We start from the raw sequence: 19,289 nt of genomic DNA, 5'->3' as shown, positions 1-19,289 counted from the left end.
CTAAATATCAATTTTTCTTATATTCGTTTATTACCTCATTAAGCCAGTTCACAACCTTCTTAGCAAATATATTTGTAGAGGCATTTTTTTCTACCCAAGCTCTACAATTTTTACGTTTTATTTTTGAAATAATCTCCAAATAAGAAATTAGAGCTTTTTTATCATCAGGCTCTACAAGATATCCTGTTTCCCCATGCATAATTATTTCACTTGGTCCTCCTCTTTTATAGGCCACAACAGGAACTCCACAAGCCAAAGCTTCAACAACAACATTTCCATATGCCTCATTCCATTTCGGAGTATTTAACAACGCTCTACATTTACCAAGTTCTTTTTGTAATTTTTCAGTTGCTAAAAAACCCATCCAATTTATAGTTCTTTGGGGAAAAGATTGTTCTATCTTTAAAGCATAACTCTCATCTTCCATAAAACCCCAAACATTTAGTTTTTCGCCAAGTTCATTTGCCACATAAACTGCATCCTCTAAACCTTTTTCGGGTGCAACTCTACCAACCCATGCCAAAGGTCCTTCTGTTGAATCTTGAAAAATATAATTACCTAAATTAAAACCATTACCAATAATTGTTGGCCTTTTTATGAATGAATAATCATTTACTTGAGTTTTTGAATGAAAAGCAAAATTATGTGGATACTTAGCATATACCTTGGAGATTAAATTGGTAATTACTGAACTTTCAGAACCCATGCTAATAATATGTGCAATGGGGGTTTCTAAATTTAAAGTCATCCAAATTGGCAACCAATCATAAGACAAGTTCAACAAGATATCTGCTTGTTTTGCTATTTCTAATGCCTTTTCAAGCATTCCTGCTAGGAGTGAATTGTCTGGGATAATAATTGGAGAATTATAATTTTGATGCTGCCAGCTAATTTGATCTTCACCTTCAACCAAGTGTAATCTTATTTTTGCATTATTTTCATTTAATTTAGAATCTTTTGGAGCTATCACATCTATATAATGACCCAAAGAAACCAGACCTGACACTAAGGAGTTCAAAGTTAATTCAACTCCTCCACCTTTACCGCTGCCCAAAAAACCAATTGGGGTACTAATTAAGACTATTCGCATTATTTGATTTTTTATACTGAGTAACTAATTAGATAGTAGTATCAGAGAATTTATTTTCCCATAGTGACCTTCTCTGGCTAACAAAAAATACAGAGATAAGAACAAACGCTACTCCTATCCATTGAATTATTGTAAGTCTTTCATCTAACCAAATACCTCCACTAAGTAGAGCAAATACAGGAGTTAAAAATGCAAGAGTACTAAATCCAGTTATTTCCTTATTATTAGCAAAGTAGAAAAACAATCCATAAGCTACTGCTCCTCCGAAGACACTTGCGAATGACATGAGGCCCCAATCAAATATTGACCAGTCCGGTATTATTTGAAAATTTGATTTTAAGCAATGTCTAATAATTAATGGCACACTCCCTAAAACCATATGCCATCCCGTAACTGCAACTGGATCACTTTTAGTACACGTGAATCTTATTAAAATGGTCCCTAATGCCATAGCGAGAGAAGCTGCAAGCATCCAAAGTTCTCCAAAGTTAAAAGCTACATCACTAATAGCTATATCTGACATTAACCACCAATTGCCCAATATTTCTTGCGGAACACCTAAGAATACTATTCCTCCCAAGCCAAAAAGTAAGCCTAACCATCCTATTGGATTAATTAAATTTCCGAATATCGATCTTGCTAAAATTGCTACCAAAAGAGGCTGAGAATCTATCAATACAGAACCTAGACCTGCTCCAGTTTTTTCTATACCATAAGTTAAAAACAATTGGAAAAAAGTTGCGTCTACAATCGTAAAAACAAAGAACCACTTCAAATCGCATCTATAAATTTTCAAATCTCTTTTAAACAAATATGTTGTTATTAGCACAAGAACTCCTGCAGGAAGTAATCTTAAGGAAGCCACAAACTCTGGCCCAGCACTAGATACTAATGGAGTCATAGCCGCCATTGAGGTACCCCAAAGTGCAAATGGGAGTATCATTAAAAACCAATTTAAGATTGAATTCATTAGGTCTGCTGATAGTCTTTTTAAAGTAGTTTTATGTATTTACCTTAAAAGTATGATTTGGCCTTTTAGACGAAAGTCGAAAAAAAGAATGGCTCGTATTGTAATTGATGAGCCAATTACAAGTTCAACAAGAGTTTCTATCCTTAAAGCTCTTAAACAAATTGAGGATAGAGAATTTCCCGCTTTAATTGTGAGAATTGATTCACCAGGAGGCACTGTTGGTGATAGCCAAGAAATATACTCTGCTATTAAAAGATTAAAAGATAAAGGATGTAAAGTCATTGCTAGTTTTGGGAACATATCAGCATCTGGGGGGGTTTACATTGGTGTTGCATCTGACAAAATAGTTGCGAATCCAGGCACAATTACAGGATCTATTGGAGTGATTATAAGAGGAAATAATCTTTCTGAATTATTAGATAAAGTTGGTATAAAATTTGAGACTGTTAAAAGCGGCGTATTCAAAGATATACTATCGCCAGATAAACCTTTAAGTGAGGAAGGAAGAACATTGCTTCAAGGCTTAATAGATGAAAGCTACAAACAATTTACTGAAGCTGTCGCTGAAGGAAGAAATTTACCAGTTGATGAAGTAAAAAAATTTGCCGATGGAAGAATTTTTACTGGATCGCAAGCAAAAGATTTAGGTCTCGTTGATGAGATTGGAGATGAATTTGTTGCGAGGGAACTTGCTGCAAAAATGGTAAATATAGATCCTAAAATTCACCCCCTCACATTCGGGAAGAAAAAAAAGAAAATACTTGGACTAATTCCTGGTAGTAAAGTGGTTGAAAAAATTATTAATAGTCTCTTTTTCGAGATTGAGGCATCTAATAAAATCCTTTGGTTTTATAAGCCATAGATAAAAATGGAAGAAAAAATGAATAATGATTATAAAATTACATTTATTCGAGGGGCAACAACGGCATCTGGGAATTCTGTCAATGAAATAGAAGATGCAGTCGTAGAATTAATAGATGAATTAATTTCACGCAACAATCTCACTAAAAGAAACTTATTATCCATTACTTTCACAGCGACAAAAGATTTGGACGCATGCTTCCCTGCTTCAATTGCTAGAAGATGTAATGGACTTGATTCAGTAGCATTTTTAGACTGTCAACAAATGTTCGTGTCTAATGATGTAAATTTTTGTATAAGAATAATGGCACAAGTTTTATTACATTCAAATAATCCCGTAAATCATCCCTATTTAAGAGGGGCTTCAAAATTAAGACCTGATAGATGTTAATCTTAGTAAAACAATTTTCCACTTCAAACTTGGATAAACCTAATTAATCCTCTAGAAATTTATTTAATCAATGTTAAAAAAAACAAAAAAGGTTACTTTAAAATTTATAAATTTTAGATTTTTTTTAATTCCTTTAATTTTATTTTCAACTCCATTATTTAGTAACATACAAAATGCTAAAGCGGGTTTAGAATTCCAATGGGATCAGAACTCTAATTACCGAAGATTAAAGTGGTTTCAAAAAGAAGAAAAAAAAAGATTTAGAAATACAATTTATTTTTTCTTAAGGCCAAGTGATAGAAAAAATGATCTTTTAAAAATTAATTTAGCCATTCCTGAAACTTTTAAAGTAACTCTTAATCAAGAAAAAATAACTCTTTGCAAGGTAAGAATAGGTGGGTTTGAAGAGCGAACAAAATGTCTAGAAGATATTCCAGCTGATATTGAAATTACGACTGATGAATCTTCCCTTCGTAAAATTAATATTTTCCCTTATCAACCAATCCCCTCAAGCAAAGAGAGTTATGCAATTGTTTTTAAAAGAATTACTAATCCAAAGAGATCTGGACTATATCAATTCCATTCATATGGACAACCTAAAGGGCAATCAGTTTCAAGTTATTTAGGAAGCTGGACTATTTTGATCGATTAAATGATAAATTAATTAGGGATATAAAAAAAAATGACTAAAAGAACTTTTGGCGGTACATCAAGAAAAAGAAAACGTGTATCTGGTTTCAGAGTAAGAATGCGCTCTCATACTGGTAGAAGAGTTATTAAAAGCAGAAGACAAAAAGGTAGAGAAAGAATAGCAGTTTAACTCCATATTAATTAAAATGGCCTTACCAAAAAATATGCGTTTAAAAGGTCATAGGACTTTTAATTATATTCATAAAAACTCCACTAAATATCATGGAAAATTAATGACTTTTAAAGTGGCAAGATCAAATCCAGATATTCTTTTATCACATAATTTCAAAAATACTTCGAACAATTTAAGAGTTGCAATTGCTATTAGTAAGAAAGTTTCAAAAAAGGCTGTAGATAGAAATAAAATCAGAAGAATTCTGCAGGAGTGGTTATTAACAAACATTCAAAAAATTAATAACCACAAACCTTATTGGTTACTTGTTAACCTAAGATTTGGAGATTTCTACAATGATAAAAATAAACTTTTGGAGGAATTTCAAAATTTAATGTTCAAATCTCGTCTAATCAAATGATTAACATGAAAGAAGAAACGTTTTACGAAGGTGGGCCCGCAAAAAGTGATTTAATAATAAATCTACTTGCAGGCATAACTATTCTTGGATTGCCATTTACCTTTGCTGCAATAGTTAGAGCATTGTGGTTGAGATATAAAATTACAAACAAAAGAATTACAATTGATGGCGGATGGTTTGGCAAAAACAAAACACAAGTTTCATTAAGTAACATCGAAGAAATTAGATCAATTCCAAGAGGATTCGGATCATACGGTGATATGGTTCTTATCCTTAATGACGGATCAAAGGTTGAAATGAAATCATTACCTTTATTCAGAGAAAAGCAAAAATTTATTGAAGAAAATATAAATAAAAGATCACAAATTCCAAATCTCAAGGAGGTTGAGGGATTTGCTACTAAGTCCTAAATAAATTAATTACAAAAACCTTATTTTCCTGTAAAATAAAATGTCTAATAAAATTACACTCTTTTTAATATCGTGATAGGGTTCATTTCTGAAAAATTACTTATCCCGATTCTAGATTTTTTCTACGGTTTAGTTCCTAGTTATGGTTTAGCGATTGTTGCATTAACAGTCGTAATTAGAATTGCACTTTTCCCTCTAAGCGCTGGCTCCATTAGAAGCGCAAGGAGGATGAAGATTGCCCAACCAGTTATGCAAAAAAGACAAGCAGAAATAAAATCTAAGTTTTCAGGTGATCCAAAGAAACAGCAAGAAGAACTTGGAAAATTAATGAATGAGTTTGGTAGCCCCTTAGCAGGTTGCCTTCCTTTAATTGTACAAATGCCCGTTTTGTTCGCATTATTTGCAACTTTAAGAGGATCACCATTCGCGGATGTCCCATACAACATAAATCTCAAAGTAGTTCCACAGGATCAAGTAGCGGCTATTGATCCAAAACCCTATAAATCTCCAAGACACTCTATATTCATTACAGAAAAATCTCATTTTCCTGTAGTAGCTTCAATCCCCAGTGGAACAAAATTAGGGACAGAAGAATCAGTAAAAATAAATTTACAAACAACAAACGGCAATAGCTATTCGGAAGTTTTATCTAAATATGATAATGGATCAAAATTTCTACCCACTTGGACCGTTTCTAAAGGATCCGAAAATCTTAAAGTTTCTCAAGACGGTACAGTAACAGCAATTAAACCAGGGGATGCAACAATCGAGGCAAAGATCCCAGGTCTAGCTGCTAAAAGTGGTTTTCTTTTTATTAAAGCTCTTGGTCAAGTTGGATTTTATGTAGATGGGGCAATTAATTGGGATATTGCAGCACTAGTTGGTGCCTTTGGATTAACCCTACTTCTTTCTCAAGTTCTATCTAGTCAAGGGATGCCTGCGAATCCACAGCAATCGACAGCAAATAAAATTACACCAATCATGATTACTGGAATGTTCCTGTTTTTCCCGCTACCAGCAGGAGTTTTACTATATATGGTTGTTGCTAATATATTTCAGGCATTTCAGACTTTTCTTCTTAATAAAGAAGCTCTTCCTGAGAATCTACAAAAAATTTTGGATCAACAATTATTGGCCAAAGATTCAGTAATAACAACTTCTGCTTCAACTATTTCAGATAAAAGATTACCTTTCGAGCCAAACAGTAAAAAGTAATCTTGATATTTAATAATGAATTCTTGGTGTAGAAATTTAGAATTATTAATAAAATCAAGAACTTCACTAATATGGATAAGAACTAAAGAAGAGGAAAGATTAGAAAAATTAATTAATTTTTCATGTGAAAGATTAAAAATAAATAAATTTGTTTGCTGGGATTTCGTTAGCGGTATTAAGGGTTTAATAAATGAAGAGGGTAAATTTTCTAACAATCCGTTAGGAGTACTTAATTGGCTTAAGGAACAAAGTTCTGAAGCTTCAACAGTTTTATTAGTAAAAGATTTTCATAAATTTTATGATGATCCATCTATTAATAGAACTATTAAAGAACTATCTTATTCTCTAAAGGAAACGAATCATAATTTAGTTATCAGTTCACATTTGTTCCCATCATCAGAAGAACTAGAAGAATTAATGACAATTATAGATTTACCTTTACCTGATCAAAAAGAATTAAAAAATCTAATAAAAAAAATTGCTATTAATACCAATTCAAATCTTGATGAACAAGACTTAATTGAACTTTCTACGGCTTCAAGTGGATTAACAGAAATAAGAGTAAAGCAAGTCACTGCAAAAGCCTTAGCACAAAGAGGAAAAATAAGTAAAGAAGATATTAAAGATATTCTTGAAGAAAAAAAACAAGTTATCGCCAGAAGTGAAATTCTAGAATTTTTCGAAGCTAAATCAAGTCAAGATGATATAGGTGGTTTAAAGGTTTTAAAAGTTTGGCTCAATCAAAGATATAGAGCCTTCTCTAAAGAAGCTAGAGACTATGGGCTACCCATTCCCAAAGGAGTCTTACTCGTTGGAGCCCAAGGAACAGGGAAATCGCTTACCGCAAAATCTATTTCTAAGAGTTGGTCGATGCCGCTCCTTAGGTTGGATGTGGGAAGACTATTTTCTAGCCTTGTAGGTTCAAGCGAGGCAAGAACAAGAGAAACAATATTGCGAGCTGAGGCTATGTCACCTTGTATCCTTTGGATCGATGAAATTGATAAGGGATTTGGTGGAGATGCTAGAAGTGATGGAGGGACAAGTCAAAGAGTTTTAGCAAGTTTGTTAACTTGGATGGCTGAAAAAGAATCAGCCGTATTCGTAATTGCCACCGCTAATGCTATAGATAAGCTTCCCGCGGAATTATTACGGAAGGGAAGGTTTGATGAAATATTTTTTCTTGATTTACCTAATTCAGAAGAAAGATTAAGCATTCTTGACTTACACTTAAAAAAAAGAAGACCAAGTTATAATTTCCCCCTCTCTACTATTATTGATAGAACAGATGGATTCTCAGGAGCAGAGCTTGAACAAGTAGTAATAGAGGGGATGCACATTTCATTTTCTGAAAATAGAGAGCTTATGGAGAAAGATTTGATAAAGGCAGTTTCTGAATTAGTTCCCTTATCTAGAACAGCTAAAGAACAAATTGATTTACTAAAAAAATGGTCATCAACAGGAAGAGCCCGTTCTGCATCCTAATTAAATCGAAATTTTTTAAAATTGTTTAATAAGTTAGGAATCATTAATTTCGTTAATTTTTTACCAAAAATACCTAATAATGATTTTAGACTAACTATCTTAATTAAGGTATTAAAAAAAAAGAGTGTTAGATCAAAAATTAATAAGGGAAAATCCAACATCCGTTGAAGAGAATTTATCTTTAAGAGGAAAAGTCTATAACATATCCCACATACACGAATTAACTATTAAAAAAAAGGAAATTGATATAACAGTATCAAATCTTCAATTTGAAAGTAAAAAATTAAGTAAATTAATTGGTCAAGAAATTAACAAATCTCAAAACAATAATTCTTCAGAACTAAATAATTTAAAGAAAAAAGGAAATGAATACAGAATTAAGATCTCTGAATTTGAAGAAAAACAGAGAATTTTAGATAAAGAAATAGATAATGAGATTTCTAATTTACCTAATTTCCCAAGCAAAGATGCACCAATTGGAAAAAACGAAGGCGATAATATCCAAGTAAAAACTTGGGGAGAACCTCTGATAAAGGATAATCTTAAATCTCACTGGGAGATAGGGGAAAGTCTCAATCTTTTTGACTCTATAAAATCATCAAAAACATCTAAAAGTCGTTTCATTACACTTATTGGTAATGGAGCAAGATTAGAGAGGGCATTGATAAATTTCATGCTCGATATGCATACCAAAAATGGATATTTAGAGTTAATACCTCCAGCTTTAGTAAATTCAGAAAGTCTTACGGGATCAGGACAATTACCTAAATTTTCGAATGAAAGTTTTAAGTGTTCTAATGACGATTTATGGCTTTCTCCAACAGCTGAAGTTCCTTTAACTGCTTTTCATAAAAATGAGATTATTGATCCAAAGCAGTTACCTATAAAATATGTTGCTTATAGCCCATGTTTTAGAAGAGAAGCTGGAAGTTATGGAAGAGATACTAAAGGTTTAATAAGACTTCATCAATTTAATAAAGTAGAACTGTATTGGTTTTGTGAACCAAGTAAATCTTTGGAGGCTCATAAAAGAATTACTTCTGATGCAGAAAACATTTTAAAAGAGCTCAACCTACCTTACAGATTGGTAGATATTTGTACTGGAGATTTAGGTTTTTCCTCCAGCAGAACTTTTGATCTTGAGGTATGGTTACCGAATAGTAAAAGGTATAGAGAAATTTCAAGTTGTAGTAATTGCAGAGACTTTCAAGCTCGTCGTTCTTCAATAAGAACAAAAATTGATAAAAAAACTTCATACATTCACACTTTAAATGGAAGTGGTTTAGCCGTTGGGAGAACTATGGCAGCAATTCTTGAGAATGGTCAGCAACAAGATGGCAGTGTAAAAATCCCTGATGCACTTATTCCATATTTTGGTGAATCTCAAATAAAAAATGATTAGAATTAATTAATGAACGTTTTAACCTCAATTACAGTTTTAGGATTCCTAATTTTTTTTCATGAAATGGGGCATTTCCTCGCAGCAATACTTCAAGGAATATATGTAGATGGATTTTCAATCGGTTTTGGGCCTTCAATCATACAAAAAAATTTTAAAGGAATTACATATTCATTTAGAGCATTTCCTCTAGGAGGATTTGTATCTTTTCCTGATGAGGAGCAAAAAAATATTGATCCAAAAGATCCAAATCTTTTAAAAAATAGACCAATCATACAACGAGTAATCGTCATATCAGCGGGAGTTTTAGCCAACTTATTGCTCGCTTATACAATCCTAATTATTAATGTCACAACTATAGGAATTCCATATGATCCTGAACCTGGGATCTTAGTTTTGGCAACTCAGCCAGACAAAGCTGCTTTTAAAGCGGGATTAGAACCAGGAGATAAAATCTTAAAAATCGAGGGCAAATTTCTTGGAGTAGGAGATAAAGCAGTATCTGAACTTGTAAAAGAAATTCAAAGTTCCGCAAATAGTCCGATCCAAATAGAAATTGATAGGGAAGGAATACTAAAACAAATAACACTTTTCCCAAAAAAAATTGATGGGAAAGGTACGATAGGTGCTCAATTACAACCTAATATCAGAAAAGAAACTATAAAGACAAAAAGTTTCTATGATCTTTTTAGTTACACCAATAAAGAATTTTCTTCTCTTTTAGTAAAAACAATTCAAGGATATAAGGGATTAATTACAAATTTCGCTTCTACTGCTCAACAATTGAGTGGGCCTGTAAAAATAGTTGAAATTGGTGCACAGCTTTCTCAGCAGGGTGGGACCGGAATATTATTATTTGCTGCTTTAATATCAATAAATTTAGCAGTGCTTAATTCCTTACCTCTCCCATTATTGGATGGAGGACAACTTTTATTCACTTTAATTGAGGGATTAAGAGGAAAGCCAGTGCCTGCTAAGGTTCAAATCGCAGTAACACAATCAAGCTTTTTTCTTTTAGTGGGACTTAGTGTCCTTCTAATAATAAGAGATACAAGTCAATTATTAATTGTTCAGAGATTACTTAATCAATAATTTTTAAATATGTTAGTCAAGCTGTTAGAATATACGATAACTTTATAATTTTTTTTGATGGCAAAAAAATCAATGATTGCGAGAGAGGTGAAGCGTAAAAAACTTGTAAAAAAATATGCTGAGAAAAGAAAATCACTATTATTAGAATTTAATTCAGCAAAGGATCCTATGGAAAGATTAGAAATTCATAGAAAGATTCAAGCACTTCCAAGGAATTCGGCGCCAACTAGGGTAAGAAATAGATGTTGGGCCACTGGAAAACCCAGAGGCGTTTATAGAGATTTTGGGTTATGCAGAAATCAATTAAGACAAAGGGCTCACAACGGAGAATTACCGGGTGTAGTAAAGTCGAGTTGGTAATTGTAGAAATTTAATAGATTTCAGAATTTTAAATGTTAAAAAAAAACAAGTATTACCAGTCGTTTAACTTAAATACTAAAATTAATTTAGTTATTATTTTCAACCATATATAAATAATTCTCTCAATATGTCCCTATGAGATGTAAGAATAAATTATGTATAGATTTATAATTTAAAAAGTGGAAGGACAAAATAAGTCGATCACGTTTGACGGACGAGAGATACGACTAACTACAGGACTTTATGCTCCTCAAGCGAATGGATCAGTAATGATCGAGTGTGGAGACACATCTTTATTAGTTACAGCAACAAAAACCATAAAGAAGGAAGCTGCTGACTTCCTCCCTCTCATTTGTGATTACGAGGAAAAACTATATGCAGCCGGGAGGATTCCTGGAGGTTTCATGAGAAGAGAAGGGAGACCTCCTGAGAGGGCAACATTAATTGCAAGATTAATTGATCGTCCTATGCGGCCCCTTTTTCCGTCATGGATGAGAGACGAGATACAAATTGTGGCTTCTTGTCTTTCCTTAGATGAAAGAGTTCCTGCAGATGTATTAGCTGTAACTGGTGCCTCTATTGCAACATTGCTTGCCGAGATACCTTTCTTTGGCCCAATGGCAGCAGTAAGAGTTGGGCTTATAGGAGATGATTTTATTTTGAATCCTAGTTATAGAGAAATCGAAAATGGTGATCTTGATTTAGTTGTTGCAGGATCTCCTGATGGGATAGTTATGATTGAAGCAGGGTCAAATCAACTTTCAGAACAAGATACTATTGAGGCTATTGATTTTGGATATGAAGCTGCAACTGAACTTATAAAAGCTCAAGAAGATCTTCTTAAAGAACTTGGAATTAAGCAAGACAAGCCCTCAGAACCAGCAGAGGACAAAACTTTGTCAACATATCTAGAAAAAAACTGCTCAAAACCTATTGATTTAATTCTTAAGAAATTTGATCAGACTAAAGAAGAAAGAGATCTTGAATTAGAAAAAATAAAATTAGATGTTCAAACAAAAATCGAATCTCTAAAAGAAGATAATCAATTAAAAATCTTAACTTCAGAGAACGATAAACTAATTCATTCCGACTTTAAGAAATTAACCAAAAAGTTAATGAGATCCCAAATAATTAATGATGGGAAAAGAGTTGATGGCAGAGCGCTTGATGAAGTTAGAAAAATATCTGCAGCTGCAGGGATACTTCCTAAAAGAGTACACGGTTCAGCGCTATTTCAAAGAGGCTTAACGCAGGTTTTATCTACCACTACTCTTGGTACTCCTAGCGATGCACAAGAAATGGACGATCTTAATCCAAGTACCGAGAAAACATATTTGCATCATTATAATTTCCCATCTTTTTCAGTTGGAGAAACAAGACCTATGAGAACTCCCGGAAGAAGAGAAATTGGCCATGGAGCATTGGCAGAAAGGGCAATATTACCAGTCCTACCAGGTAAAGAGAAATTTCCCTATGTGCTAAGAGTAGTTAGTGAAGTATTAAGCTCAAATGGTTCTACATCTATGGGCTCCGTTTGCGGAAGTACACTTTCATTATTAGATGCTGGAGTGCCTCTGAAAGCTCCTGTTAGCGGTACTGCGATGGGCTTAATTAAAGAAGGCAAAGATATAAGAATCCTTACAGATATTCAAGGGATTGAAGATTTTCTTGGAGATATGGATTTTAAAGTTGCTGGTACCGAGAAAGGTATTACTGCCTTACAGATGGACATGAAAATTACAGGCTTGCCTGTTCCTGTAATTTCAGATGCCATAAAAAAAGCTCGGCCTGCAAGATTGCATATTTTAGAAAAGATGCAAGAAGCTATAGACCAACCTAAAGATTCTTTATCACCTCACGCTCCTCGATTACTTAGCTTTAGGATTGATCCAGAACTTATTGGTACTGTTATAGGCCCAGGAGGAAGGACCATAAAAGGTATTACTGAAAGAACAAATACAAAAATAGATATCGAAGATGGTGGTATTGTTACCATTGCCTCTCATGATGGAGCAGCAGCAGAAGATGCTCAAAAAATCATAGAAGGTTTAACTAGAAAAGTTCATGAAGGTGAGATCTTTTCAGGAGTTGTAACTAGAATTATTCCGATAGGTGCATTTGTTGAAATTCTTCCTGGCAAGGAGGGTATGGTTCATATATCACAGTTATCTGAGGCCAGAGTGGAGAGAGTAGAAGATGTTGTAAGACAGGGAGATGAAGTCACTGTAAGGGTTAGAGAAATTGACAGTAGAGGGCGAATAAATCTAACCCTCAGAGGTGTAGGGCAAAATGGAGGCATGTCTTATCCAGAGCCAACACCAACACCAGTTGCTCCACTTAATTAATATCAAATAGGATATAGGTTGTTATTTCTTATTATCTCAATAATTTCCGAACATATTCTTCCATGATTAAGTTTGTTGTTTGAAGCAACAATTATTCCTGGCTGCTCGAAATTCTCTTGATTATAAGAAATCTCTTTATTATCTATAAATGTTATTGCTCCTCCAGCTGCATTTAATATAGCCTCAGGCGCAGCGAAATCCCAGTCTTTTGGGCTACTTGCACCTGGTAAACTTAGTGAAATATAAATATCAGCATCTCCCTTTACGATTGAAGCTATCTTACATCCTATGCTTCCCATTACAATTTTTTCTTTAAAGTTAATTGTGTTTATAAGACACTCAAGGGTCTCATTCCTATGATTCTTACTTGTTATTATTGTCATGTCTTTAAGGTTTTTTTCCTGGCTTAATTTTGATTTTAAAATTACTCCATCTTTTCTTTCACCCCAAACCTGCACTCCATTTGCTATCCATAATTCATTTTTAGATGGTATTAAAACAAAACCTAAATATGGTTTATTTTTATAATTCAATGCCAAATGCATTGCATAATTACCTGTACCTTGAATAAAATCTTTTGTACCATCAAGAGGATCTAATACCCATAACCAATCGCAATTTGAACAAAGACTATTAGATAAAAGATTTACGTTTTCTTCACTCAAAATACTATATTCAAAGTCTGAATAATTTTCTCTAATTTTTTTTATAATTAATTCGTTAACTTTAAGGTCTGCTAATGTAACAGGATCATTTAAACCTTTATTTCTAACAATCTTATTTTTTTGTTTAATATCTTTGATTTCTTTTGAATAGTAAAGCAAAATATCAGCAGCTTCCCAACTTATAATCTTCAAATCACTTATAAGCTTATCTGTATCTACACAAAATGGAACCTTAACCATAATATGAATAAAATTTCATTATCTCACAGAGGTCAAGAGCCAGAAAAAGGTATTTTATATCTTGTTGGGACTCCTATTGGAAACCTATCAGATATATCTTCAAGAGCACTAAATATCTTGGAAAATGTTTTCTTGATAGCTTGTGAAGATACCAGACAAACGAAAAAAATAATGAATAAGTATGGGATTTCAAATAGATTGATTAGTTTTAATCAAATAAATTGTTTAAGTAAAATTCCTGAAATTATTAGTTACCTCAAAGAGGGTAATTCCATAGCTCTAGTAAGTGATGCAGGCCTACCAGGAATCTGTGATCCTGGTGAAGAACTTGTTAGAGAAACGAACAAACATAATTTGGATACTATTTGTATTCCTGGTCCTTGTGCCGCATTAACTGCACTCGTCTCAAGTGGCCTACCATCATCTAAATTTATTTTTGAGGGCTTCTTACCTAAAAAGAAGTCACTAAGAGATAAAGCACTTTTTGAAATAAGTAAAAATGAGAAAACTACCATATTTTTTGAAGCCCCGCATCGTTTAAAGCAAACTTTAAAAGGACTTAAAGAATTCTGTGGTGGAGAACGAGAAATAAAAGTTTTTAGAGAATTAACCAAAAAATTTGAGGAACATATAGGTTTTAATATTGATGAAGTAATAAACTATTTTGAAAAAAAAGAAATATTAGGAGAATTCACTATTGTTTTAAAAGGAATAGACTCTTTAAATAAACAGAAAATAAATGAACCAGCATTAAAAAAAGAATTAAATGATCTCATCAAAGCAGGGTTAAGTTTATCAGCCGCTTCAAAATATCTTGCTAAAAAAGAAAACCTTACAAAGAAAGTAGTATATAATTTGATATAAAATAAACTCCTTAAATGGTCAATTTTTTTAAAAATTTATTTTCTAATCTGTTCTTGTTTTTTATTTTGATAATCATAATTCAAAATAGTAATACAAAAAATAAGGTGAATTTAATTATTGATGAGACCATTAATTTACCTGTAAGCTTCATAATTGGAACAAGCTTTATAAGTGGGTCAATTATAGGTAGTTTCTTTTCATCAAACTTTCTTTTAAAAGAACCAAATTAGATAGATATCAATTTATCTCCAGCTAGTATTCTTGAAATCCCTCTAGATAATAAGATTGGAGATACAATTTTAAAAACATTGGTATTTGGAACTTTTATAACTTTTTGATCCCTGCCACAATTCCTCTTTGCGTTTTTCAAATCATAATAAATTTCTATTGTTTTTCTGTTCAAATCATCTTCAGGTAGAAATTCCCATTCAGGGTAATCTTTCAACATTTTTATTATTAATTCGATTTTACTATCTACGATCATATAAATAAGTTTAGGAAAATCAACTTCATCTAAAGGTATTGAAGCGAGATCCTTTTGATTATCCAGATCAACCTCATAATTCAAAGGGGCAATTTCAAAAAAATTATTAGAGATTCCTTCATTTTCAAAATTAATATTATCATCCTTCGTTTTATTAATTTTCTCTACCTTACTTTCCTTTTTGAAATTTACAGGGATTTGTTTAGAGGAAATTTCTTTACTATTTATATTCCTAATTTTTTTAAATTTCTCGTTACTCAATTTATTCTTTAATTGTCTTGTAATAGTAGTTACAGAGAAACCATACATTTCTGATAATTCTTTGATATTTATTCCATCAATAAATGATTTAAGAATATTACTTTTATCCTGTTCTGTTACTTTTTTAGGCAAAACATAAAGATGACTTCCTAATTAATTATAGTCCTCAACGAAGAAATTTTATTTTTTAATATTTGCTCTAACCTTTTAATCGTATTAATCTAAGAAAAAAAACTTGTTCGAAACTAAAACTAATTCCTACATTAATAAGAATATTTTCCCAGTGCTCCTTTCTGGAGGTTCTGGCACAAGGTTATGGCCACTATCAAGATCATCATATCCTAAACAATATTTAACTTTAAATAAAAATTCCAAATATACTCTTCTTCAAGAGACATATTTAAGACTTAAAGGAATAAAGTTTTTAAAAAATCCCATAATTATATGTAATGAAGAGCAGAGATTCATAGTAGCTGAGCAAATGAGAACTATTAATGTTGAACCGGAATCTATTTTACTTGAGCCCTGTGGAAGAAATACAGCATCTGCAATTGCTTTGGCAGCTTTGATTGGAATTAAGGAAAAAAACGACCCATTATTATTAGTTTTAGCATCAGATCACAAAATTGAAAAAAATAAAAAATTTAGAGAAACAATAGAAGAAGGGATCGTTTTTGCTAATAGAGGAAGATTAGTAACGTTTGGAGTGGTTCCTAGTACATCTGAAACAGGATTTGGTTACATCGAATCAATGGAAGAACTTTCTAAAGAAACAAAATCTAGTGATATTAAGAGTTTTATTGAAAAACCCAACAAGGAATTAGTAAAAAAACTTCTTAAAGATAGGCACTATACATGGAACAGCGGCATTTTTCTTTTTAAAGCATCATCAATAATATCCGAGCTTAGAAAATATCAACCTGAAATTGTTGAAACATGCGAAAAATGTTTAGAAAAAAAAATTGAAGATCTTTCATTTCGAAGGATTGATCATAATCTTTTTAAGAAATCGCCTAACATTTCTATCGATATTGCTGTTATGGAAAAAACCAAATTAGGGACTGTTATACCTTTAGATGTAGGCTGGAATGATCTTGGCAGCTGGAAAAGTATGTGGGAGAGTTCTTTTAAGGATGTAAACAATAATTCCTTAGAGGGTAAAACTATTATTAAAGATGTAAAAAACTCTTATTTAAAAAGTGATAATAGGCTCTTAGTTGGTTTAGGGTTAAATAACATTGCAGCAATTGATACTGAAGATGCAATTTTAATTTCAAATAAAAATTCAATCGACTCACTTAAAGATATCATCAAAGAACTTGATAAAAATAACTATAGAGAACTAAAGATAAATAATAAGGTTCATCGGCCTTGGGGGCATTACGTTTCTCTTATGGAAAATAAAAATTGGCAAGTTAAAAAAATAGAAATAAATCCTTATGAGAGCATTTCACTTCAAATGCATCATCATAGATCCGAACATTGGGTTATAGTTTCAGGTAAAGCTAAGATTGAAATTAATAACGAAACATTTTTAATGAATAAGAATGAAAGCACTTATGTTCCACAAGGAGCAAAGCATCGATTATCAAATCCTTTTTCTTTTCCTCTAATTTTAATAGAAGTTCAAAGCGGAACATACTTAGGGGAAGATGATATTGTAAGATTTGAAGACAAGTATAAAAGAAATACAGATAATTCTGAATGAATAAAAGAAAGAAAGCACTTATTACTGGGATTACTGGTCAAGATGGTAGTTATCTTGCTGAACTTTTAATTAAAAAAAATTATGAAGTTCATGGAATCAAGAGAAGATCTAGTAATTTCAACACAAAAAGGATTGATCATCTTTATCAGGATCCTCATAAAAAGAAACTAGATTTAATTCTGCACTATGGTGACCTTACTGACAGCACAAATATCTTAAATATTATTCAAAAGGTATCTCCAGACGAGATTTATAATCTTGGTGCTCAAAGTCATGTTTCAGTAAGTTTTGAATCTCCTGAATATACAGCGAATTGTGATGCTTTAGGTCCATTAAGGATTCTTGAAGCAGTGAGAATATTAAATTTAACAAACAAGACAAAAATATACCAAGCCAGTACGAGTGAACTATATGGCATTACAAAGTGTTCGCCTCAAAATGAAACAACACCTTTTTATCCAAGAAGTCCTTATGCTGCAGCGAAATTATATGCTTATTGGATAACTGTCAACTATAGAGAAGCATATGGAATGTTCGCCTGTAATGGAATTTTATTTAATCATGAATCAGAAAGACGTGGAGAGACTTTCGTTACAAGAAAAATAACGCGAGGCTTATCAAGAGTTAATCTAGGTTTAGATGATTGCATTTATCTTGGGAACCTTGACTCAAAAAGGGATTGGGGGCATGCAAAAGATTACGTTGAAATGCAGTGGATGATGTTGCAACAAAAAAAGCCAAAAGATTATGTCATAGCTACAGGGAGGACGGAGACAGTAAGGAGATTTGTTGAATTAAGTTCGATAGAACTTGGATGGAATAGTAAAAAAAACTCTCCTGGTATAATTTGGAAAGGCGAAGGGCTAAGCGAGGTTGGGGTAAGAGCTGATAACGGTAAAATTGTTGTGAAGATTGATCCGAGATATTTCCGTCCTACTGAAGTAGATTTACTTTTAGGAGATTCTAGTAAGGCGAATAAAGAACTTGGATGGAGACCAACGACAACCTTGGAGCAATTAGTATCTGAAATGATCAAAAATGATTCCAATGACGCCAAAAAGGAATTAATTTTAAAAAACAAAGGCTTCTCAACACTCAATTCAGTTGAAACGATACCAAACATAATGAATTAAAAAAAACGTGACTTTATTAAGTGGAGATGAGACCATCTACGTTGCTGGTTCAACTGGGATGGTTGGTAATGCAATTTGCAAACTACTATTAAAAAATGGATTTACTTTCAATAACAAAAAACTCATAACCACCTCTAGGAAAGATTTAGATTTACAAGATGCCAAAAAAGTAGAGGCTTGGTTCAAAAAATTTAAGCCAAATATTGTAATAATTGCCGCAGCAAAAGTTGGAGGGATAATGGCAAATAAACTTAATCAAGTAGAGTTTCTTTTAGAAAATTTAAAAATTCAGAACAATTTAATCGAAACATCTTATAAATTCGGGGTCAAAAGATTAATATTTCTTGGAAGTAGCTGTATTTATCCAAAATTGTCACCCCAACCAATAAAAGAAGAGTATTTACTAACTAGTGAATTAGAGCCTACAAACGAAGCATATGCAATTGCTAAAATCGCTGGGTTAAAGTTATGCCAATTTTACAGAAAACAATACAATTTTGATGCTATTTCCCTAATGCCAACAAATCTTTATGGCCCTAACGATAACTATGATTTAAAAAATAGCCATGTATTAGCAGCATTAATTAGAAAATTTTATGAAGCCAAGATAAGAAATTCTAAATCAGTAACCTGCTGGGGTTCAGGAAAACCTTTAAGAGAGTTTCTATATGTTGAGGATTTCGCAGAGGCTTGTTTTCACATTCTCAAGAATTGGGATCCTGATCATGCTCATTGCCCTATAGACAAAGATGGAAATAAATTGAATTGGCTTAACGTAGGATCTGATTACGAAATATCAATAAAAGAACTTTCACAAAAGATTTCTTATTATATGAAGTTCGATGGAGAAATAATCTGGGACAAAAGCAAACCTGATGGTACTCCAAGAAAAAAATTAGATAATAACTATATTAATAAAATAGGGTGGAAGGCTAATACCAATTTAAATAATGGTATTAAGAAAACCATAATAAGCTACAAAAATGAATTGGGAGCAAAAGATCAATTTTTTTCCTAACTTTTTAAAGAATTTTTTATTAATAACTTTTATAAATTACACAAATTCTGATTTATTGTTGAGAAATAATGTATTAGA

At 32.3% G+C, this 19,289-nt stretch carries 20 protein-coding genes; 16 read left to right on the top strand and 4 right to left on the bottom strand.

Annotation, left to right across the window (positions count from 1 at the left end; all coding sequences use genetic code 11):
• Nucleotides 1-7: 7 nt before the first annotated feature.
• Nucleotides 8-1,090: a glycosyltransferase family 4 protein gene (locus EU91_RS02760; RefSeq protein ID WP_032524747.1), complete on the bottom strand. Its 1,083-nt coding sequence runs from the start codon at nucleotides 1,088-1,090 to the stop codon at nucleotides 8-10.
• A 28-nt stretch (nucleotides 1,091-1,118) separates the two neighbouring features.
• Nucleotides 1,119-2,060 (bottom strand): DMT family transporter, encoded by a 942-nt coding sequence (locus tag EU91_RS02765; protein ID WP_032524746.1) that lies wholly within the window; start codon nucleotides 2,058-2,060, stop codon nucleotides 1,119-1,121.
• Nucleotides 2,061-2,112: 52 nt separating this feature from the next.
• Here EU91_RS02765 and sppA point away from each other — a divergent pair, with 52 nt between their 5' ends.
• From sppA to EU91_RS02825, 12 genes are all read left to right on the top strand, one after another.
• The gene (sppA, locus tag EU91_RS02770) at nucleotides 2,113-2,922 is read left to right on the top strand and encodes a signal peptide peptidase SppA (RefSeq protein ID WP_032524745.1); all 810 of its coding nucleotides are present in this window, start codon (nucleotides 2,113-2,115) and stop codon (nucleotides 2,920-2,922) included.
• Between the two features lie 6 nt (nucleotides 2,923-2,928).
• Nucleotides 2,929-3,312, top strand: a complete 384-nt coding sequence (gene aroH, locus EU91_RS02775; RefSeq protein ID WP_082303033.1) for a chorismate mutase — start codon at nucleotides 2,929-2,931, stop codon at nucleotides 3,310-3,312.
• A 70-nt stretch (nucleotides 3,313-3,382) separates the two neighbouring features.
• The gene (locus EU91_RS02780) at nucleotides 3,383-3,964 is read left to right on the top strand and encodes a DUF2808 domain-containing protein (protein ID WP_032524744.1); all 582 of its coding nucleotides are present in this window, start codon (nucleotides 3,383-3,385) and stop codon (nucleotides 3,962-3,964) included.
• A gap of 30 nt (nucleotides 3,965-3,994) precedes the next feature.
• The gene (gene rpmH, locus EU91_RS02785; RefSeq protein WP_002808184.1) at nucleotides 3,995-4,132 is read left to right on the top strand and encodes a 50S ribosomal protein L34; all 138 of its coding nucleotides are present in this window, start codon (nucleotides 3,995-3,997) and stop codon (nucleotides 4,130-4,132) included.
• A 16-nt stretch (nucleotides 4,133-4,148) separates the two neighbouring features.
• Nucleotides 4,149-4,535: a ribonuclease P protein component gene (gene rnpA / locus EU91_RS02790; RefSeq protein ID WP_032524743.1), complete on the top strand. Its 387-nt coding sequence runs from the start codon at nucleotides 4,149-4,151 to the stop codon at nucleotides 4,533-4,535.
• The gene (locus EU91_RS02795; RefSeq protein WP_032524742.1) at nucleotides 4,532-4,945 is read left to right on the top strand and encodes a PH domain-containing protein; all 414 of its coding nucleotides are present in this window, start codon (nucleotides 4,532-4,534) and stop codon (nucleotides 4,943-4,945) included. Before rnpA ends, EU91_RS02795 begins: the two co-directional genes overlap by 4 nt.
• A 72-nt stretch (nucleotides 4,946-5,017) precedes the next feature.
• Nucleotides 5,018-6,160: a membrane protein insertase YidC gene (yidC, locus tag EU91_RS02800; protein WP_032524741.1), complete on the top strand. Its 1,143-nt coding sequence runs from the start codon at nucleotides 5,018-5,020 to the stop codon at nucleotides 6,158-6,160.
• 15 nt (nucleotides 6,161-6,175) lie between these two features.
• Nucleotides 6,176-7,642: an AAA family ATPase gene (locus tag EU91_RS02805; protein WP_032524740.1), complete on the top strand. Its 1,467-nt coding sequence runs from the start codon at nucleotides 6,176-6,178 to the stop codon at nucleotides 7,640-7,642.
• A 124-nt stretch (nucleotides 7,643-7,766) separates the two neighbouring features.
• The gene (gene serS, locus EU91_RS02810) at nucleotides 7,767-9,044 is read left to right on the top strand and encodes a serine--tRNA ligase (protein ID WP_032524739.1); all 1,278 of its coding nucleotides are present in this window, start codon (nucleotides 7,767-7,769) and stop codon (nucleotides 9,042-9,044) included.
• 9 nt (nucleotides 9,045-9,053) lie between these two features.
• A complete protein-coding gene (gene rseP, locus EU91_RS02815) occupies nucleotides 9,054-10,133 on the top strand; it encodes an RIP metalloprotease RseP (protein ID WP_032524738.1) in 1,080 nt (359 codons plus the stop codon).
• 57 nt (nucleotides 10,134-10,190) lie between these two features.
• On the top strand, nucleotides 10,191-10,493 hold the full coding sequence (gene rpsN, locus EU91_RS02820; protein WP_032524737.1) for a 30S ribosomal protein S14: 303 nt from the start codon (nucleotides 10,191-10,193) through the stop codon (nucleotides 10,491-10,493).
• A gap of 179 nt (nucleotides 10,494-10,672) precedes the next feature.
• Nucleotides 10,673-12,838: a polyribonucleotide nucleotidyltransferase gene (locus EU91_RS02825; RefSeq protein ID WP_032524736.1), complete on the top strand. Its 2,166-nt coding sequence runs from the start codon at nucleotides 10,673-10,675 to the stop codon at nucleotides 12,836-12,838.
• 2 nt (nucleotides 12,839-12,840) lie between these two features.
• On the opposite strand, the gene EU91_RS02830 is transcribed toward EU91_RS02825, so the two are convergent.
• On the bottom strand, nucleotides 12,841-13,743 hold the full coding sequence (locus EU91_RS02830; protein WP_032524735.1) for a 3'(2'),5'-bisphosphate nucleotidase CysQ: 903 nt from the start codon (nucleotides 13,741-13,743) through the stop codon (nucleotides 12,841-12,843).
• Nucleotides 13,744-13,746: 3 nt separating this feature from the next.
• On the opposite strand from EU91_RS02830, the gene rsmI reads away from it, so the two are divergent.
• Nucleotides 13,747-14,607 carry a 16S rRNA (cytidine(1402)-2'-O)-methyltransferase gene (gene rsmI / locus EU91_RS02835; RefSeq protein ID WP_032524734.1) on the top strand — a complete coding sequence of 287 codons (861 nt, stop codon included), beginning with the start codon at nucleotides 13,747-13,749 and terminating at the stop codon, nucleotides 14,605-14,607.
• 226 nt (nucleotides 14,608-14,833) lie between these two features.
• Here rsmI and EU91_RS02845 read toward each other — a convergent pair whose 3' ends face one another.
• Nucleotides 14,834-15,484 (bottom strand): hypothetical protein, encoded by a 651-nt coding sequence (locus EU91_RS02845; RefSeq protein WP_032524732.1) that lies wholly within the window; start codon nucleotides 15,482-15,484, stop codon nucleotides 14,834-14,836.
• A gap of 103 nt (nucleotides 15,485-15,587) precedes the next feature.
• Between EU91_RS02845 and EU91_RS02850 the strand changes: the two genes are divergently transcribed.
• Genes EU91_RS02850 through EU91_RS02860 form a run of 3 tightly spaced genes read left to right on the top strand, consistent with a single transcriptional unit; the run spans nucleotide 15,588 to nucleotide 19,211 of the window.
• Nucleotides 15,588-17,060: a mannose-1-phosphate guanylyltransferase/mannose-6-phosphate isomerase gene (locus tag EU91_RS02850; protein WP_241433941.1), complete on the top strand. Its 1,473-nt coding sequence runs from the start codon at nucleotides 15,588-15,590 to the stop codon at nucleotides 17,058-17,060.
• A complete protein-coding gene (gene gmd, locus EU91_RS02855) occupies nucleotides 17,057-18,193 on the top strand; it encodes a GDP-mannose 4,6-dehydratase (RefSeq protein ID WP_032524731.1) in 1,137 nt (378 codons plus the stop codon). The genes EU91_RS02850 and gmd overlap by 4 nt, the downstream gene beginning before the upstream one ends.
• Nucleotides 18,194-18,200: 7 nt before the next feature.
• On the top strand, nucleotides 18,201-19,211 hold the full coding sequence (locus EU91_RS02860; protein WP_241433940.1) for a GDP-L-fucose synthase family protein: 1,011 nt from the start codon (nucleotides 18,201-18,203) through the stop codon (nucleotides 19,209-19,211).
• Nucleotides 19,212-19,289: the final 78 nt, after the last annotated feature.

The sequence above is a fragment of the Prochlorococcus marinus str. GP2 genome, from assembly GCF_000759885.1.
Lineage (GTDB): Bacteria > Cyanobacteriota > Cyanobacteriia > PCC-6307 > Cyanobiaceae > Prochlorococcus_A > Prochlorococcus_A marinus_J.
This window is presented reverse-complemented; position numbering and strand designations above follow the sequence as displayed.

Excerpts from the sequence above, each read along its gene's own strand:
- rpmH (WP_002808184.1), top strand. The coding sequence starts at position 3,995 with ATGACTAAAAGAACTTTTGGCGGTACATCAAGAAAAAGAAAACGTGTA.
- aroH (WP_082303033.1), top strand. The coding sequence starts at position 2,929 with ATGGAAGAAAAAATGAATAATGATTATAAAATTACATTTATTCGAGGG.
- EU91_RS02830 (WP_032524735.1), bottom strand. The coding sequence starts at position 13,743 with ATGGTTAAGGTTCCATTTTGTGTAGATACAGATAAGCTTATAAGTGAT.
- EU91_RS02805 (WP_032524740.1), top strand. The coding sequence starts at position 6,176 with ATGAATTCTTGGTGTAGAAATTTAGAATTATTAATAAAATCAAGAACT.
- EU91_RS02765 (WP_032524746.1), bottom strand. The coding sequence starts at position 2,060 with ATGAATTCAATCTTAAATTGGTTTTTAATGATACTCCCATTTGCACTT.
- EU91_RS02780 (WP_032524744.1), top strand. The coding sequence starts at position 3,383 with ATGTTAAAAAAAACAAAAAAGGTTACTTTAAAATTTATAAATTTTAGA.
- rsmI (WP_032524734.1), top strand. The coding sequence starts at position 13,747 with ATGAATAAAATTTCATTATCTCACAGAGGTCAAGAGCCAGAAAAAGGT.
- EU91_RS02795 (WP_032524742.1), top strand. The coding sequence starts at position 4,532 with ATGATTAACATGAAAGAAGAAACGTTTTACGAAGGTGGGCCCGCAAAA.
- sppA (WP_032524745.1), top strand. The coding sequence starts at position 2,113 with ATGATTTGGCCTTTTAGACGAAAGTCGAAAAAAAGAATGGCTCGTATT.
- rpsN (WP_032524737.1), top strand. The coding sequence starts at position 10,191 with ATGGCAAAAAAATCAATGATTGCGAGAGAGGTGAAGCGTAAAAAACTT.
- EU91_RS02760 (WP_032524747.1), bottom strand. The coding sequence starts at position 1,090 with ATGCGAATAGTCTTAATTAGTACCCCAATTGGTTTTTTGGGCAGCGGT.
- rnpA (WP_032524743.1), top strand. The coding sequence starts at position 4,149 with ATGGCCTTACCAAAAAATATGCGTTTAAAAGGTCATAGGACTTTTAAT.
- gmd (WP_032524731.1), top strand. The coding sequence starts at position 17,057 with ATGAATAAAAGAAAGAAAGCACTTATTACTGGGATTACTGGTCAAGAT.
- rseP (WP_032524738.1), top strand. The coding sequence starts at position 9,054 with ATGAACGTTTTAACCTCAATTACAGTTTTAGGATTCCTAATTTTTTTT.